This window comes from Streptomyces kryoterrae (genome assembly GCF_054072135.1).
Genome location: NZ_CM133358.1, coordinates 8,460,628 through 8,476,595 on the forward strand (window position 1 = coordinate 8,460,628; position 15,968 = coordinate 8,476,595).

Annotated in this window: 15 protein-coding genes; 14 read left to right on the top strand and 1 reads right to left on the bottom strand. The window is 70.1% G+C overall.

Translation table 11 applies throughout. The features are described 5' to 3' along the window. Positions 1 to 6 precede the first annotated feature (6 nt). The 12 genes from ACW4TU_RS37635 (at position 7) to nusB (ending at position 13,306) form a co-directional block, all read left to right on the top strand. A complete protein-coding gene (locus ACW4TU_RS37635) occupies positions 7 to 366 on the top strand; it encodes a DUF6167 family protein (protein ID WP_457420772.1) in 360 nt (119 codons plus the stop codon). Continuing rightward, positions 366 to 3,038: an alanine--tRNA ligase gene (alaS, locus tag ACW4TU_RS37640; RefSeq protein WP_457420774.1), complete on the top strand. Its 2,673-nt coding sequence runs from the start codon at positions 366 to 368 to the stop codon at positions 3,036 to 3,038. Before ACW4TU_RS37635 ends, alaS begins: the two co-directional genes overlap by 1 nt. A 17-nt stretch (positions 3,039 to 3,055) precedes the next feature. Next, positions 3,056 to 3,520, top strand: a complete 465-nt coding sequence (gene ruvX / locus ACW4TU_RS37645) for a Holliday junction resolvase RuvX (protein WP_457430516.1) — start codon at positions 3,056 to 3,058, stop codon at positions 3,518 to 3,520. A gap of 125 nt (positions 3,521 to 3,645) precedes the next feature. Beyond that, a complete protein-coding gene (gene mltG, locus ACW4TU_RS37650) occupies positions 3,646 to 5,427 on the top strand; it encodes an endolytic transglycosylase MltG (RefSeq protein ID WP_457420776.1) in 1,782 nt (593 codons plus the stop codon). Beyond that, the gene (locus tag ACW4TU_RS37655) at positions 5,408 to 6,247 is read left to right on the top strand and encodes a shikimate dehydrogenase (protein ID WP_457420778.1); all 840 of its coding nucleotides are present in this window, start codon (positions 5,408 to 5,410) and stop codon (positions 6,245 to 6,247) included. The genes mltG and ACW4TU_RS37655 overlap by 20 nt, the downstream gene beginning before the upstream one ends. Positions 6,248 to 6,415: 168 nt before the next feature. Continuing rightward, entirely contained in the window at positions 6,416 to 7,600 is a 1,185-nt protein-coding gene (gene aroC, locus ACW4TU_RS37660) for a chorismate synthase (protein ID WP_457420780.1), read from the top strand. A gap of 29 nt (positions 7,601 to 7,629) precedes the next feature. Next, positions 7,630 to 8,112: a shikimate kinase gene (locus ACW4TU_RS37665; protein ID WP_457430517.1), complete on the top strand. Its 483-nt coding sequence runs from the start codon at positions 7,630 to 7,632 to the stop codon at positions 8,110 to 8,112. Then, positions 8,109 to 9,203 (top strand): 3-dehydroquinate synthase, encoded by a 1,095-nt coding sequence (gene aroB / locus ACW4TU_RS37670; protein ID WP_457420782.1) that lies wholly within the window; start codon positions 8,109 to 8,111, stop codon positions 9,201 to 9,203. Before ACW4TU_RS37665 ends, aroB begins: the two co-directional genes overlap by 4 nt. A gap of 165 nt (positions 9,204 to 9,368) precedes the next feature. After that, positions 9,369 to 10,223, top strand: coding sequence for a Pro-rich N-terminal domain-containing protein (locus ACW4TU_RS37675; RefSeq protein WP_457420784.1), 855 nt, complete (start codon positions 9,369 to 9,371; stop codon positions 10,221 to 10,223). Positions 10,224 to 11,133: 910 nt separating this feature from the next. Next, on the top strand, positions 11,134 to 12,243 hold the full coding sequence (locus ACW4TU_RS37680; RefSeq protein ID WP_457420786.1) for a M24 family metallopeptidase: 1,110 nt from the start codon (positions 11,134 to 11,136) through the stop codon (positions 12,241 to 12,243). 59 nt (positions 12,244 to 12,302) lie between these two features. Further along, positions 12,303 to 12,869 carry an elongation factor P gene (gene efp / locus ACW4TU_RS37685; protein ID WP_006382090.1) on the top strand — a complete coding sequence of 189 codons (567 nt, stop codon included), beginning with the start codon at positions 12,303 to 12,305 and terminating at the stop codon, positions 12,867 to 12,869. A gap of 2 nt (positions 12,870 to 12,871) precedes the next feature. Next, positions 12,872 to 13,306, top strand: a complete 435-nt coding sequence (nusB, locus tag ACW4TU_RS37690) for a transcription antitermination factor NusB (RefSeq protein ID WP_457420788.1) — start codon at positions 12,872 to 12,874, stop codon at positions 13,304 to 13,306. 246 nt (positions 13,307 to 13,552) lie between these two features. Here nusB and bldD read toward each other — a convergent pair whose 3' ends face one another. After that, on the bottom strand, positions 13,553 to 14,053 hold the full coding sequence (bldD, locus tag ACW4TU_RS37695) for a transcriptional regulator BldD (RefSeq protein WP_003956405.1): 501 nt from the start codon (positions 14,051 to 14,053) through the stop codon (positions 13,553 to 13,555). Between the two features lie 265 nt (positions 14,054 to 14,318). Between bldD and pyrR the strand changes: the two genes are divergently transcribed. Together pyrR and ACW4TU_RS37705 are read left to right on the top strand one after the other, a co-directional pair. Beyond that, positions 14,319 to 14,900: a bifunctional pyr operon transcriptional regulator/uracil phosphoribosyltransferase PyrR gene (pyrR, locus tag ACW4TU_RS37700; RefSeq protein WP_164315016.1), complete on the top strand. Its 582-nt coding sequence runs from the start codon at positions 14,319 to 14,321 to the stop codon at positions 14,898 to 14,900. A gap of 89 nt (positions 14,901 to 14,989) precedes the next feature. After that, positions 14,990 to 15,967 (top strand): aspartate carbamoyltransferase catalytic subunit, encoded by a 978-nt coding sequence (locus ACW4TU_RS37705; protein WP_164408620.1) that lies wholly within the window; start codon positions 14,990 to 14,992, stop codon positions 15,965 to 15,967. The last annotated feature ends 1 nt before the right edge of the window (position 15,968 follow it).

A 15,968-nucleotide genomic window follows, 5' to 3' on the forward strand; every position in this document is an offset into this window, starting at 1 on the left:
CCCGCCATGTTCCGCCGTACGTTCTGGTTCACCGCGGGCGCCGCGGCCGGTGTGTGGGCCACCACCAAGGTCAACCGCAAGATCCGGCAGCTGACCCCCGAGCACCTGGCCGCGCAGGCCGCCAACAAGGCGATCGAGGCCGGCCACCGGGTCAGGGACTTCGCCCTCGACGTGCGGGCCGGGATGGCCCAGCGCGAGGCAGAGCTGGGCGAGGCCCTCGGGATCGCCGAACCCCCGGGCCGGGGCCTGCCCCCGCAGCGGCGGCTCGCCGCCCTCGACCGCGGGCCGGAAAACCAGAAGCACGATGAGAAGCACTACGGGATGCTGGACAACAAGCACTCGTACAACCGGAATGAGGACCACTGATGGAGTCGGCTGAAATTCGTCGCCGCTGGCTGAGCTTCTTCGAGGAGCGCGGTCACACCGTCGTCCCTTCGGCGTCGCTCATCGCGGACGACCCGACTCTCCTTCTGGTCAACGCCGGCATGGTCCCCTTCAAGCCGTACTTCCTCGGTGAGACGAAGCCGCCCGCCCCGCGCGCCACCAGCGTGCAGAAGTGCGTGCGCACGCCCGACATCGAAGAGGTCGGCAAGACCACCCGGCACGGCACCTTCTTCCAGATGTGCGGCAACTTCTCCTTCGGGGACTACTTCAAGGAAGGAGCCATCAAGTACGCCTGGGACCTGCTCACCAACTCCCTCGCGGACGGTGGCTACGGCCTTGACCCCGAGAAGCTCTGGATCACCGTCTACCTCGACGACGACGAGGCCGAGCAGATCTGGCGCGAGCAGATCGGCGTCCCCGCCGAGCGCATCCAGCGCCTGGGCAAGAAGGACAACTTCTGGTCCATGGGCGTCCCTGGACCGTGCGGACCCTGCTCCGAGATCAACTACGACCGCGGCCCCGAGTTCGGCGTCGAGGGCGGCCCGGCCGTCAACGACGAGCGGTACGTGGAGATCTGGAACCTGGTCTTCATGCAGTACGAGCGCGGGGCCGGCGACGGCAAGGAGGACTTCCCGATCCTCGGCGACCTCCCGTCGCAGAACATCGACACCGGTCTCGGCCTCGAACGACTCGCCATGATCCTTCAGGGCGTGCGGAACATGTACGAGACCGACACCCTGCGCGTCGTCATGGACAGGGCCACCGAGCTGACCGGCGTGCGCTACGGCGAGAAGCACGACTCCGACGTCTCCATGCGCGTGGTCGCCGACCACATCCGCACGTCCGTCATGCTCATCGGCGACGGCGTCACACCCGGCAATGAGGGGCGCGGCTACGTGCTGCGCCGCATCATGCGCCGCGCCATCCGCAACATGCGCCTGATGGGTGCCTCCGGGCCGGTCGTCGCCGACCTCGTCGACGTCGTCATCAAGACGATGGGCCAGCAGTACCCCGAGCTCGTCACCGACCGCAAGCGCATCGAGACCGTGGCCCTCGCCGAGGAGGCCGCCTTCCTCAAGGCCCTCAAGGGCGGCACCAACATCCTCGACACCGCTGTCACGGAGACCAAGGCCGGCGGCGGCAAGGTCCTCTCCGGCGACAAGGCCTTCCTGCTCCACGACACCTGGGGCTTCCCGATCGACCTCACCCTCGAAATGGCCGCCGAACAGGGCCTTTCCGTGGACGAGGACGGCTTCCGGCGCCTGATGAAGGAGCAGCGGGACCGCGCCAAGGCCGACGCCAAGGCCAAGAAGACCGGCCACGCCGACATGGGCGCCTACCGCGAGATCGCCGACGCCGCCGGTGAGACCGAGTTCTTCGGGTACGACCGCACGGAGGGCGAGTCGACGGTCGTCGGCATCCTCGTCGACGGTGTCTCCTCCCCGGCCGCCACCGAGGGCGACGAGGTCGAGATCGTCCTCGACCGCACCCCGTTCTACGCCGAGGGCGGCGGCCAGATCGGCGACACCGGCCGGATCAGGATCGACACCGGTGCCGTCATCGAGGTCCGCGACTGCCAGAAGCCGGTGCCCGGCGTCTACGTCCACAAGGGCGTCGTACAGGTCGGCGAGGTGACCGTCGGCGCCAAGGCCCAGGCCGCCATCGACGTGCGCCGCCGTACGGCCATCGCCCGCGCCCACTCGGCCACCCACCTCACCCACCAGGCCCTGCGTGACGCCCTCGGCCCGACGGCCGCTCAGGCCGGTTCCGAGAACCAGCCCGGCCGTTTCCGCTTCGACTTCGGTTCGCCGTCCGCCGTCCCGACGGCCGTGATGACCGACGTGGAGCAGCAGATCAACGAGGTGCTCGCCCGCGACCTCGACGTGCGCGCCGAGATCCTCAGCCTCGACGAGGCCAAGAAGCAGGGCGCCATCGCCGAGTTCGGCGAGAAGTACGGCGAGCGCGTGCGCGTCGTGACGATCGGCGACTTCTCCAAGGAGCTGTGCGGCGGCACGCACGTCCACAACACCGCCCAGCTCGGCCTGGTCAAGCTGCTCGGCGAGTCGTCCATCGGTTCGGGTGTCCGGCGTATCGAGGCCCTGGTCGGCGTGGACGCCTACAACTTCCTGGCCCGGGAGCACACGGTCGTCGCCCAGCTCCAGGAGCTGGTCAAGGGCCGTCCGGAAGAGCTTCCGGAGAAGATCTCCGCCATGCTCGGCAAGCTGAAGGACGCCGAGAAGGAGATCGAGAAGTTCCGCGCCGAGAAGGTCCTCCAGGCCGCCGCCGGTCTCGCCCAGGGCGCCAAGGACGTCAAGGGGGTCGCCCTGGTCACCGGCCAGGTCCCGGACGGCACGAGCGCCGACGACCTGCGCAAGCTGGTCCTCGACGTGCGGGGTCGCATCCAGGGCGGCCGGGCCGCCGTCGTCGCCCTCTTCACCACGGCCAACGGGAAGCCGTTGACGGTCATCGCCACCAACGAGGCCGCCCGCCAGCGCGGTCTCAAGGCCGGCGACCTGGTCCGTACGGCCGCCAAGACCCTCGGTGGCGGTGGTGGCGGCAAGCCGGACGTCGCCCAGGGCGGTGGCCAGAACCCGGCCGCTGTCGGCGAGGCCGTCGACGCCGTCGAGCGCCTTGTGGCGGAAACGGCCAAGTGAGCGGCGACGACAACGCCATGCGCCGCGGCCGTCGGCTCGCGATCGACGTCGGGGACGCCCGGATCGGGGTCGCCTCGTGCGACCCAGACGGGATCCTCGCCACTCCGGTGGAGACGGTTCCGGGCCGGGACGTTCCCGCAGCTCAGCGCAGGCTGAAGGAACTCGTCGACGAGTACGAACCCATCGAGGTCGTCGTCGGCCTCCCTCGCTCCCTCAAGGGGAGCGAGGGCCCCGCCGCCGTGAAGGTCCGCGGCTTCGCCCAGCAGCTGGCCGGCCTGATCACGCCGATCCCGGTCCGGCTGGTGGACGAGCGTATGACGACGGTGACGGCCAGTCAGGGACTGCGCGCCTCGGGCGTGAAATCGAAAAAGGGCAGATCGGTCATTGACCAGGCCGCGGCCGTGATCATCCTGCAGCAGGCCCTGGAATCCGAACGGGTGTCAGGTAAAGCTCCTGGCGAGGGCGTCGAAGTGGTCATCTGATCGCGATACGGTAACGTTCCGCGCGATTGTGGCTCTGTTCGAACAGTAGCCGCACAGTAAGAGGCGGAACGGTAGCGGCGGTGTGGGGGCCGCGTGATCGGCCGCCTCGCGGCTCTAGGGGATTGATGACTGAGTATGGCCGGGGCCCAGGCTCCGAACCGTGGCATCCGGAGGACCCGTTGTACGGGGACGTCGGATGGGAAGGACAGCAGGCCCAGGCCGACCAGTCCTCCTACGGCGGCCAGCCGCAGCACTACCCGCAGCAGCAGCCGGAACAGCAGCAGTACGGCGACTGGGGCACCGACGGCCAGCAGGCCGCCTACGGTCAGGCGCAGCAGCAGTACCCGAACCAGCAGTACCCGCAGCAGTACCCGCAGCAGCCCGAGCACCAGCAGTACCCGCAGCAGTACGGCGAGCACGCCCACCAGCAGCCGTACGTCGATCAGGGTCAGCAGCAGTACGCGAACGGCGGCTGGGGCGCCGGTCAGCAGGCGCAGGTCCCGTACGTCGCCGACCCCGCGGACCCGTACGCCCAGCAGGCCGTCACCTACGGCGGTGAGCAGCCCGACTACTACGGCACGCCCGACGCCTACCCGCCGCCCGAGCCGCCGGCCAGGCGCCGTGCCGAGCCGGAACCCGAGGAGCCGGAACCGCAGACCGGCTGGGACCCTGGCCCCGACCAGGGCGAGCACGCGTTCTTCGCGGGCGGTGACGATGACGGCGAGCCCGAACCCGAGCCCGAGGGTGAGACGGAGGGGCGTCGGGGCCGCGGCGAACGGAAGAACCGGGACGGCAGCAGCAAGGGTGGGAAGAGCGGCAAGAGCAAGAAGAGCCGCAATGGGACCGCCTGTCTGGTGGTCGTGCTGGTGTTCGGTGGCGGCATCGCGGGAATCGGATATTTCGGATACCAGTTCTACCAGAACCGTTTCGGCGCGGCTCCCGACTACACGGGCGACGGCACGCGTGCGACGGTGACCGTCGAGATCCCCAAGGGTGCGGGCGGTTACGCCATCGGTCAGGCGCTGAAGGCGAAGGGTGTCGTCAAGAGTGTCGACGCCTTCGTCTCCGCGCAGTCTGCGAACCCCGACGGTAAAAAGATCCAGGCGGGCGTCTATGTCCTGAACAAGGAGATGTCCGCCAAGAGCGTCGTCACGTTGATGCTCGACCCCAAGAGCCAGAACAATCTGATCGTCAAGCCGGGGCAGCGCAACGTCCAGGTCTACAAGGCGATCGACAAGCAGCTCGGGCTTTCCGCCGGCACCACCCAGAAGGTGGCCAGGAAAGATTACAAGAGCCTCGGTCTGCCGGACTGGGCGAACGACAACAAGAAGATCAAAGACCCGCTGGAAGGTTTCCTTTACCCGGCGACCTATCCCGCTGCCAAGGGCATGAAACCCGCGGAAGTCCTGAAGGAAATGGTCACGCAGGCCGCCGCCAAGTACGACGCGCTCGATCTCGAAGCCAAGGCCAAGGCGCTCAAGCTCGACAGCCCGCTGCAGGTCCTCACGGTCGCGAGCCTCGTCGAGGCCGAGGGCAAGACCATCGACGACTACCGCAAGATGGCGGAGGTGGTCTACAACCGCCTCGATTACTCGAACCCCGAGACCTACGGATTCCTGCAGTTCGACTCGACCTTCAACTATGTGCAGAATGAAAGCAACATCGAGATCAGTGAGTCGGCGATCAACAGCAACAAGGACCCGTACAACACGTACACCAGCAAGGGTCTGCCGCCCGGTCCGATCGGGAACCCGGGCGATGTCGCGATGAAGGCGACACTGAATCCGACCGACGACGGCTGGTACTACTTCGTGGCTACCGACGGCGTGAGCAAGACCGAATTCGCCAAGACCCACGCGGAATTCCAGAAGCTCAAGGACAAGTTCAATGAGAGCAAGGGCAGCTGACGCCCGCCGGGCCGCGGTGCTCGGTTCCCCCATCGCCCATTCCCTCTCGCCGGTGCTGCACCGCGCCGCGTACGAGGAACTGGGGCTCACCGACTGGACGTACGACCGTTTCGAGGTCGACGAGGCGGGGCTGCCGGAGTTCCTGGGAGGTCTCGGGCCCGAGTGGGCGGGGTTGTCGCTCACCATGCCGCTGAAGCGGGCGGTCATCCCGCTGCTCGACGAGGTCAGCGAGACGGCCGCGTCGGTCGAGGCCGTCAACACCGTCGTGTTCGACGCGGACGGGCGGTGCGTCGGCGACAACACCGACATCCCCGGGATCGTGGGCGCCCTGCGCGAGCACGGCATCGAACAGGTCGACTCCGCCGCGATCCTCGGCGCCGGCGCCACCGCCTCCTCCGCGCTCGCCGCGCTGGCCCGGATCTGCACCGGCGAGGTCGTCGTCTACGTCCGCAGCGAGGCCCGGGCCGCCGAGATGCGGCAGTGGGGCGAACGCCTCGACGTCGAGGTCCGTACGGCGGACTGGGCGGACGCGGCACGGGCGCTGCACGCCCCGCTGGTGATCGCCACCACGCCGGCCGGGGCTACGGACGAGCTGTCCCGCGCGGTCCCCGAACGGCCGGCGACCCTCTTCGACGTGCTCTACCACCCCTGGCCGACCGATCTGGCGGCCCGCTGGTCGGCGTACGGCGGGGCGGTGGTGAGCGGGCTCGACCTGCTGGTGCACCAGGCGGTGCTTCAGGTGGAACAGATGACCGGGCGCGTCCCGGGCCCGCTGGGCGCCATGCGCAGGGCGGGCGAGAAGGCACTCGCCGACCGCTGACCCGATACGGCGCCGCGTCCGGTTGCTGGACCGCCGATCAGGCATTCGGCCCGGACGTGGGAGGATCGGGAGGTGGCGGGCCAGGGCCGCGCACCCGGTCACGCCGTCGCCGTACGCGAGGACGCGCGTACGCAGGGCAGTACCAGGGCGCGAGTATGAGGAGCACCGTTGAGCAGGTTGCGCTGGTTGACAGCGGGGGAGTCCCACGGTCCCGCTCTTGTCGCGACGTTGGAGGGTCTTCCCGCCGGCGTGCCGATCACCACGGAGCTGGTGGCGGACCACCTGGCGAGGCGGCGGCTCGGCTATGGGCGTGGTGCCCGGATGAAGTTCGAGCAGGACGAGATCACCTTCCTCGGCGGCGTGCGGCACGGTCTGTCGATCGGCTCGCCGGTCGCGGTGATGGTCGGCAACACCGAGTGGCCGAAGTGGGAGCAGGTGATGGCGGCCGACCCGGTGGATCCGGAGATCCTGGCCGGGCTCGCCCGTAACGCCCCGCTGACCCGCCCCCGCCCCGGCCACGCCGACCTCGCGGGGATGCAGAAGTACGGCTTCGAGGAGGCCCGCCCGATCCTGGAACGCGCCTCCGCGCGTGAGACGGCGGCGCGGGTGGCGCTGGGCGCCGTGGCCCGCTCGTTCCTGAAGGCGGCGGCCGGCATCGAGATCGTCTCGCACGTCGTCGAACTGGCGGCGGCGAAGGCCCCCTACGGCGTCTACCCCAAGCCCTCCGACGTGGAGAAGCTGGACGCGGACCCGGTGCGCTGTCTGGACGCGGACGCTTCGAAGGCGATGGTCGCGGAGATCGACCAGGCCCACAAGGACGGCGACACCCTCGGTGGTGTCGTCGAGGTGCTGGCGTACGGCGTGCCCGTGGGGCTGGGCTCGCACGTGCACTGGGACCGGCGCCTGGACGCCCGGCTGGCGGCTGCGCTGATGGGCATCCAGGCCATCAAGGGCGTCGAGGTCGGCGACGGCTTCGACCTCGCGCGCGTGCCGGGCTCGAAGGCGCACGACGAGATCCTCGCCACCGATGAGGGCATCCGGCGGGCGACCGGGCGTTCCGGTGGCACCGAGGGCGGCCTGTCCACGGGTGAGCTGCTGCGCGTACGGGCGGCGATGAAGCCGATCGCGACCGTGCCGCGCGCCCTGCGGACCGTCGACGTGGTCACCGGTGAGGCCACGCAGGCCCACCACCAGCGTTCCGACGTGTGTGCGGTCCCGGCGGCCGGCATCGTCGCCGAGGCGATGGTGGCCCTCGTCCTGGCCGACGCGGTCGTGGAGAAGTTCGGCGGCGACAGCGTGCCCGAGACGCGCCGCAATGTGCAGTCCTACCTCGAACACCTGATCGTCCGGTGAGCGCGGTGCAGATTGTGCTGGTCGGGCCGATGGGCGTCGGCAAGTCCACCGTCGGGCGGCTGCTTGCCGAGCGGCTCGGCTGTGCGTACCGGGACACCGACGACGACATCGTCGCCGAGCAGGGCCGCACGATCGCCGACATCTTCGTCGACGAGGGCGAGCCGGTCTTCCGGGCCGTCGAGAAGCAGGCGGTCCAGCGGGCGCTGGCCGAGCACGACGGCGTCCTCGCCCTCGGCGGCGGCTCGATCCTCGACGGCGACACCCGTGAGCTGCTGGCCGGGCATCGGGTCGTCTATCTGTCGATGGACGTCGAGGAAGCGGTCCAGCGCACCGGCCTGAACGCGGCCCGCCCCTTGCTGGCGGTCAACCCGCGCCGGCAGTGGCGGGAGCTGATGGAGGCCCGCCGCCACTTGTACACGGAGGTCGCCGACGCGGTCGTCGCCACCGATGGCCGTACGCCCGAAGAGGTCACCCAAGCCGTCCTGGACGCACTGGAGTTGAAGTCAGCATGAGCAGCGAGGCAGTGACGCGGATCCAGGTCGGAGGCACGGCGGGCAGCGACCCGTACGAGGTCCTGATCGGCCGCCAACTCCTGGAGGAGCTGGGCGGGCTGATCGGGCCCAGGACGAAGCGGGTCGCGGTGATCCACCCCGAGGCGCTCGCGGAGACGGGTGAGGCGCTGCGCGCCGACCTGGCCGGCCAGGGGTTCGAGACGGTCGCCATCCAGGTGCCGAACGCGGAGGAGGCCAAGACCGCGGAGGTGGCGGCCTACTGCTGGAAGGCGCTCGGCCAGTCCAACTTCACCCGGACCGATGTCATCGTCGGTGTCGGCGGCGGGGCGACCACCGACCTGGCCGGCTTCGTGGCCGCGACCTGGCTGCGCGGGGTGCGCTGGATCGCGATCCCGACGACGGTGCTGGCGATGGTGGACGCGGCGGTCGGGGGCAAGACCGGTATCAACACCGCCGAGGGCAAGAACCTCGTCGGTTCCTTCCACCCGCCCGCCGGTGTGCTGTGCGACCTGGCGGCGCTGGACTCGCTTCCGGTCAACGACTACGTGTCCGGGCTCGCGGAGATCATCAAGGCCGGTTTCATCGCCGACCCCGCGATCCTGGAGCTGATCGAGGCCGACCCGCAGGCCGCCCGCAGCCCGGCAGGGCCGCACACCGCCGAGCTGATCGAGCGGTCGATCAAGGTGAAGGCGGAGGTCGTCTCCTCGGACCTGAAGGAGTCGGGCCTGCGCGAGATCCTCAACTACGGGCACACGCTCGCCCACGCCATCGAGAAGAACGAGCGTTACCAGTGGCGGCACGGCGCGGCCGTCTCCGTCGGCATGCACTTCGCGGCCGAACTGGGCCGCCTCGCGGGCCGGTTGGACGACGCGACGGCCGACCGGCACCGCACGGTCCTGGAGTCCGTGGGCCTGCCGCTGCACTACCGCTACGACCAGTGGCCCAAGCTGCTGGAGAACATGAAGCTCGACAAGAAGTCCCGGGGCGACCTGCTGAGGTTCATCGTCCTGGACGGACTGGCCAAGCCGACCGTCCTGGAGGGGCCCGACCCGGCCGTCCTGCTCGCCGCCTACGGCGAAGTGGGGGAGTAGCTCCCCACTCGGGCGGTTGGCCCGATTCGCTTGTGGGGACGGGCACTTCGGGCCGTTCCGGGCCGTTCACCAAACGGCGGCCCGGGACGGTACCGTTCGGTGGCGAGCGGGGTCCGTGCCCCGCAGGCCAGCGCCAATCGCCTGTACGAGATGGAGTGGCACCGGATGCAGGACGCAGTGGGGTCGCCGCTGCCGCCGCCCCACCAGCCGGGGCAAGGACCGGGCGCCGACTGGTCGTCGGCTGCCCCGCTGAGCCGACCACCGGCTCCGGCCTATCCCGGGGGAGCCCCGTCGGGGCCGGTTCCGCAGGCCCAGCATCCGCCCCTCCCACCGCACGCTCCCGTTCCTCAGCAGGCCCCGGTGCCGCCCACGCCCGACACCACCGGCCATGTGCGGCTGCCGCAGGGCGACTTCGTACCGACGCCGGGTCCGCCGACCGCCACGGGACCCGTCGACCCGGCCGCCGTGCCCCTCGCCGTGCTGCTGATCGGCCCCGCGGGTGCGGGGAAGACGAGCGTCGCGAAGTACTGGGCAGAGCATCGCCGGGTGTCCACCGCGCACATCAGCCTCGACGACGTACGCGAATGGGTCCGCTCGGGCTTCGCCGACCCGCAGTCGGGGTGGAACGACCATTCCGAGGCGCAGTATCGTCTCGCCCGCCGCACCTGCGGCTTCGCAGCGCGCAACTTCCTGGCCAACGGCATCTCGTGCATCCTCGACGACGCGGTCTTCCCCGACCGCCCGGTCGTCGGCCTCGGCGGCTGGAAGCGGCACGTCGGGCCCGGTCTGCTGCCGGTCGTGCTGCTGCCCGGACTGGAGATCGTCCTGGAGCGCAACGCCGAGCGCTCCGGCAACCGCCGCCTCGCGGACGAGGAGGTCGCCCGCATCCACGGCCGGATGGCGGGCTGGTACGGCTCCGGCCTCCCGATCATCGACAACTCCCAGCTCGACGTACCGGCGACGGCCCAGGTCCTGGACGACGTCCTCGCGCGCCTGCTGGCCAGCCCGCCCAAGTGGTAGAGGGCGTTCGTCCGTCAGGAGCGGGACAGAGTACGTCCACCGGTCGCCGCCCGCCTGCCGGGTCCTGACCGACGATCGCACGGGCGCGCGTCACCGCCGCCGGGGCCCCGCCCCCGTTTCCCGGCCGCACAGGGCCTTCGTAACCCGTCGTACGGGCTGCGCAGACGGCTGGGTGGGCCGAACGGGTGACGAGCCGGGTCGGCCGTCCGCCCGGGGGCCGATGGCCGGTGCCTGGGCGATCTCCGTCGGCGGGGAGACGGGCTCCGCAGCGACCGGTTTGCCGTTCCGCTGGGGCCTGGGCCGTGTTGGCGTGTGTTGGGCGGTGTGGGGGCGATGGCGTCCGGCGGGGTGATGTCGTGGACGGGCGGCTTGTCGTTGCGGCGGTGCCCGCCCCGGGGTCGTGTGCGGGCGGTGGCTCGCTGGTCATGGCGCGCAGGCGATGGTCTCCTGCGGGTGACTCGTCGTTCCGGTGGGGCATGGTCCGCATCGCGGTTCGGTGGCCAGTGCACGGCACCTTCCGTCGGCGGGGGTGACGGACCCCGGTGGGCGGCTTGGTGCTCCGGTGGTTCGTTCTGTGGTTCGGTGGTCTGGGTTCGGGGGCACCGTCGGCGGGGTGGCGGCCCCCTGCGGTTTGGTGCGCCGGTGGTCTTGGTCCGTGCTGTCCGCCGGTGGCGGAGTCTCGGTGGACACGGTCGGCAGGCCGACGGCCCCCGGCGGGGCTGTGCCGTTCCGGTGGAGGCCGGTCCGCGCTGACGTTCGCCGGCGTGGTCTCAGCCGTACGGCCGCGGGTGACCGACGGGCGGGTGCTTCGGCCTCCATCGAGGCTCGTGGGAGGCCCTCTCGGCCCCCGCGCCGCCCAGTCGGCTCTCTCCGAACGGCGGCGATCCGGCCGCGCTCTTACGCTCGGGGCATGTCAGAGGTGTACGCGGCGCGCAGAGCGCGGCTTCGGGAGCGGTGTCACACGGGCGGCAGTGCGGGAGCGCTGGTCTCCCGGGCCGCCAATGTGCGGTATCTCGCAGGCGCGGCCCCGCGGGGAGCCGTGCTGCTGCTGGGAAAGCGTGAGGACCTGCTGGTGTGGGCGGGGCCCGAGGACGACCGGGCCCCCGAGGGCAGCCGTCCGGACGAGGCCCTGCGCGTGCACGCGCTGTCCGCGGCCGGCGGCGATCCGGCCGTCGCCGCCGCGGATCTCGCCGCCGCCCAGGGCGCCGAGTCCCTCGCCGTCGAGGAACACCATCTGACCGTGGCCCGGTATCGCGCCATCGGCTCGGTCGCGCCCCGGCTGCGCCTCGCCGACCTCGGCGGCGCCGTCGAGCAGCTCCGGCTGGTCAAGGACGAGGAGGAGATCGCCTGTCTGCGGATCGCCGCCGAGATCACCGACCAGGCACTCGGCGAGCTGCTGGAATCCATCCTCGTCGGGCGTACGGAGAGACATCTCGCCCTCGAACTGGAGCGGCGGCTCGTCGATCACGGCGCCGACGGGCCCGCCTTCGCGACCGCCGTCGCCACCGGTCCCCACTCCGGCCGCCGGGGCCATCGGCCCACCGATCGGCGCGTGGAGGAAGGAGACTTCCTCTCTGTTTGTCTCGGCGCCGTCTACCGCGGATACCGGTGTGAGATCGGCCGCACGTTCGTCATCGGGACCTCGCCTGCCGACTGGCAGATCGAGCTCTACGACCTCGTCTTCGCAGCCCAGCGCGCTGGACGGGAGGCCCTGGTACCCGGCGCCGCCTACCGTGACGTGGACCGCGCGGCACGTCAGGTACTGGACTCCGCGGGGTACGCGGACCGCCTTCCGGAGCTCACCGGTCACGGTGTGGGGCTCGAAATCGACGAGGACCCGCAGCTCGCCCCCGCAGCCATGGGTAAACTGGACGCTTGCGTGCCGGTCACCGTCGAACCGGGGGTCCACCTCCCGGGCCGGGGCGGCGTCCGGATCGATGACACGCTCGTCGTACGCCCTGAGGCGGACGGCGGACCCGAGCTACTCACCATCACGACCAAGGAACTGCTCGCGCTCTAGCTTCGAGCTGTCGCGGCTGCCCCGGGGTCGTCCACGTCAGTCCAGGAGATTCCGCAACCGTGGCTTCCACGAACGACCTCAAGAACGGCCTCGTGCTCAAGCTCGACGGGGGCCAGCTCTGGTCCGTCGTCGAGTTCCAGCACGTCAAGCCCGGCAAGGGCCCGGCCTTCGTGCGCACCAAGCTGAAGAACGTGCTCTCCGGCAAGGTCGTCGACAAGACCTTCAACGCCGGTGTCAAGGTCGAGACGGCCACTGTCGACAAGCGCGACATGCAGTTCTCCTACATGGACGGCGAGTACTTCGTCTTCATGGACATGGAGACCTACGACCAGCTCATGGTGGACCGCAAGGCCGTCGCCGACGCCGCCAACTTCCTGATCGAGGGCTTCACCGCCACGGTCGCGCAGCACGAGGGCGAGGTGCTCTTCGTCGAGCTGCCGGCCGCCGTCGAGCTCGTCATCCAGGAGACCGAGCCGGGCGTCCAGGGCGACCGCTCCACGGGCGGCACCAAGCCGGCCACGCTGGAGACCGGCCACCAGATCCAGGTGCCGCTCTTCATCACCACAGGTGAGAAGATCAAGGTCGACACCCGCACGAGCGACTACCTCGGCCGGGTGAACAGCTAACCGTGGCTGCCCGCAACACGGCCCGCAAGCGTGCCTTCCAGATCCTCTTCGAAGGCGACCAGCGCGGGGCCGATGTCCAGACGGTCCTCGGGGACTGGATCCGGCTCTCCCGGGACGACACCCGCCAGCCCCCGGTCAGCGAGTACACGATGGAGCTCGTCGAGGGCTACGCCCAGCACGCGCGGCGCATCGACGAACTGATCTCGCAGTACTCGGTCGGCTGGACGCTCGACAGGATGCCGGTCGTCGACCGCAACATCCTGCGCCTCGGTGCCTACGAGCTGATCTGGGTCGACGAGACCCCGGACGCCGTCGTCCTCGACGAGATGGTGCAGCTGGCGAAGGAGTTCTCCACGGACGAGTCGCCCTCGTTCGTCAACGGGCTCCTGGGCCGGTTCAAGGACCTGAAGTCCACGCTGCGCCGCGACGAGGTCTGAGCTGAAACCAGGCCTTCGGGCATCTGGTGGTACGTATGAACGCCGGCGGGCCCCAGCGACACACTGCTGGGGCCCGCCGGCGTTCATACGACCAGGTGCGATCAGGAGAGCGTGGGGATGTCCCAGGGGTGTCCGCGTACCCATGGGGGCACCGCAGCCCGTAAAACGGCGCCGGGGTGGCCGGAACCCATAGGTTCCGGCCACCCCGGCGGCACGTTTCTGCTCAACGGCTGAAAGCCGTCGGGCTCAGCTCTCCTCGTGGGAGACGGCGCGGCGCGCGTCCGCGTCCAGGACGCCCCAGCTGATCAGCTGCTCGGTCAGGACCGAGGGCGACTGGTCGTAGATGACGGCGAGCGTGCGCAGGTCGTCCTGGCGGATCGACAGCACCTTGCCGTTGTAGTCGCCGCGCTGCGACTGGATCGTCGCGGCGTAGCGCTGCAGGGGGCCCGCCTTCTCGGCCGGCACATGGGCCAGCCGCTCAAGGTCGAGGACGAGCTTCGGCGGCGGCTCGGCGGCCCCGCCCGGCGTGGTGCCCGGCAGCAGCTCCTGCACGGGAACCCCGTAGAAATCCGCCAGCTCGGCGAGGCGCTGCACGGTCACGGCACGATCGCCGCGCTCGTACGAACCGACCACGACCGCCTTCCAGCGTCCCTGGGACTTCTCCTCGACACCGTGGAGGGAAAGGCCCTGCTGGGTGCGGATCGCCCGGAGCTTGGCCCCGAGCTGTTTGGCGTATTCGCTGGACATATAGCTCCCGGACACAGTGTCGACGTGCGGACGAGCCGCGCGGCTGGTGACTCACTGTGAGGTTACGCAGCGTTACTCTTCCCCGTCAAGCCGAATGGTCCCGCCCGGCCCTCACGTGCCGGGCGACGTGCGGTTACGGCAGTCGGGTGACGTCCGACGCCAGGGGGGTGATCAGGTGTGTTGCGCGGACTGGTACCGTGGATGGCGCAATTCCGACGTCCTTTAATGATCCGTCCTGTGAGGCGGAGAAGGAGGTCCGTTTCTTATGGACTCAGAGCAGGACAAGCAGCAGTACGAGGCCGACGCACGGCCCGTTCTGGAAGCCCCCGACATCGCGCGGGTGCTGACCCGCATCGCCCACGAGATCGTCGAACGCGCCAAGGGCGCCGACGACGTGGTGCTCCTCGGTATTCCGACCCGCGGCGTCTTCCTCGCCCAGCGGCTCGCCGCCAAGCTGGCGGAGATCACCGGCCGCAAGATCCCGGTCGGCTCGCTCGACATCACCATGTACCGCGACGACCTGCGCATGCACCCGCCGCGTGCGCTGGCCCGTACCGACATCCCCGGTGACGGCCTCGACGGCAGACTGGTCGTCCTCGTCGACGACGTGCTCTTCTCCGGCCGCACCATCCGCGCCGCCCTCGACGCCCTGAACGACCTCGGGCGCCCGCGCGCGGTACAGCTCGCGGTCCTCGTCGACCGCGGGCACCGCGAACTGCCCATCCGCGCCGACTACGTCGGCAAGAACCTCCCCACGTCGCTGCGGGAGACGGTCAAGGTCCAGCTCGCCGAGGAGGACGGTCGGGACACCGTGCTCCTCGGGGTGAAGCAGACCGCCCAGCAGTAGCACGCGCGCGTGCGGCCCCGTGCCGTACGTCCCGCCGCGATGCCCCTGTCTGTCCGGAATCTCCTGAACTTCCTTACGGAGCCTGAAAGATGCAGCGTCATCTCATCTCGGCCGCCGACCTCACCCGCGACGACGCCGTCCTGATCCTCGACACCGCCGAGGAGATGGCCCGGGTCGCGGACCGGCCGATCAAGAAACTGCCGACCCTGCGCGGCCGTACCGTCGTCAACCTCTTCTTCGAGGACTCGACGCGGACCCGGATCTCCTTCGAGGCCGCCGAGAAGCGCCTGTCCGCGGACGTCATCAACTTCACCGCCAAGGGGTCGAGCGTCTCCAAGGGCGAGTCCCTGAAGGACACCGCCCAGACCCTCGAAGCCATGGGCGTCGACGCGGTCGTCATCCGGCACGGCGCCTCCGGGGCCCCGTACCGGCTCGCCACCTCCGGCTGGATCGACGCGGTCGTCATCAACGCCGGTGACGGCACCCACCAGCACCCCACGCAGGCCCTGCTCGACGCCTTCACCATGCGGCGCCGGCTGGTCGGCCGGGACGCGGGCATCGGCCAGGACCTCGCCGGCAAGCGGATCACCCTGGTCGGCGACATCCTGCACAGCCGCGTCGCCCGCTCCAACGTCGACCTGCTGCACACCCTCGGCGCCGAGGTCACCCTCGTCGCGCCGCCGACCCTGGTGCCGGTCGGCGTGGAGAGCTGGCCCTGCGAGGTCTCGTACGACCTGGACAGCACCCTTCCGAAGTCCGACGCGGTGATGCTGCTGCGGGTGCAGCGGGAGCGCATGAACGCCGCGTTCTTCCCGACCGAGCGCGAGTACTCGCGGCGCTACGGCCTCGACGGCGACCGTATGGCGCGGATGCCGGAGCACGCCATCGTGATGCACCCCGGGCCGATGGTCCGCGGTATGGAGATCACCGCCGAGGTCGCCGACTCGGAGCGCTGCACGGCGATCGAGCAGGTCACCAACGGTGTCTCCATCCGGATGGCCGTGCTCTACCTGCTGCTCGGCGGCAACGAACCCGCCGTCACCCACACCCGTACCGAGGAGAAGTAAG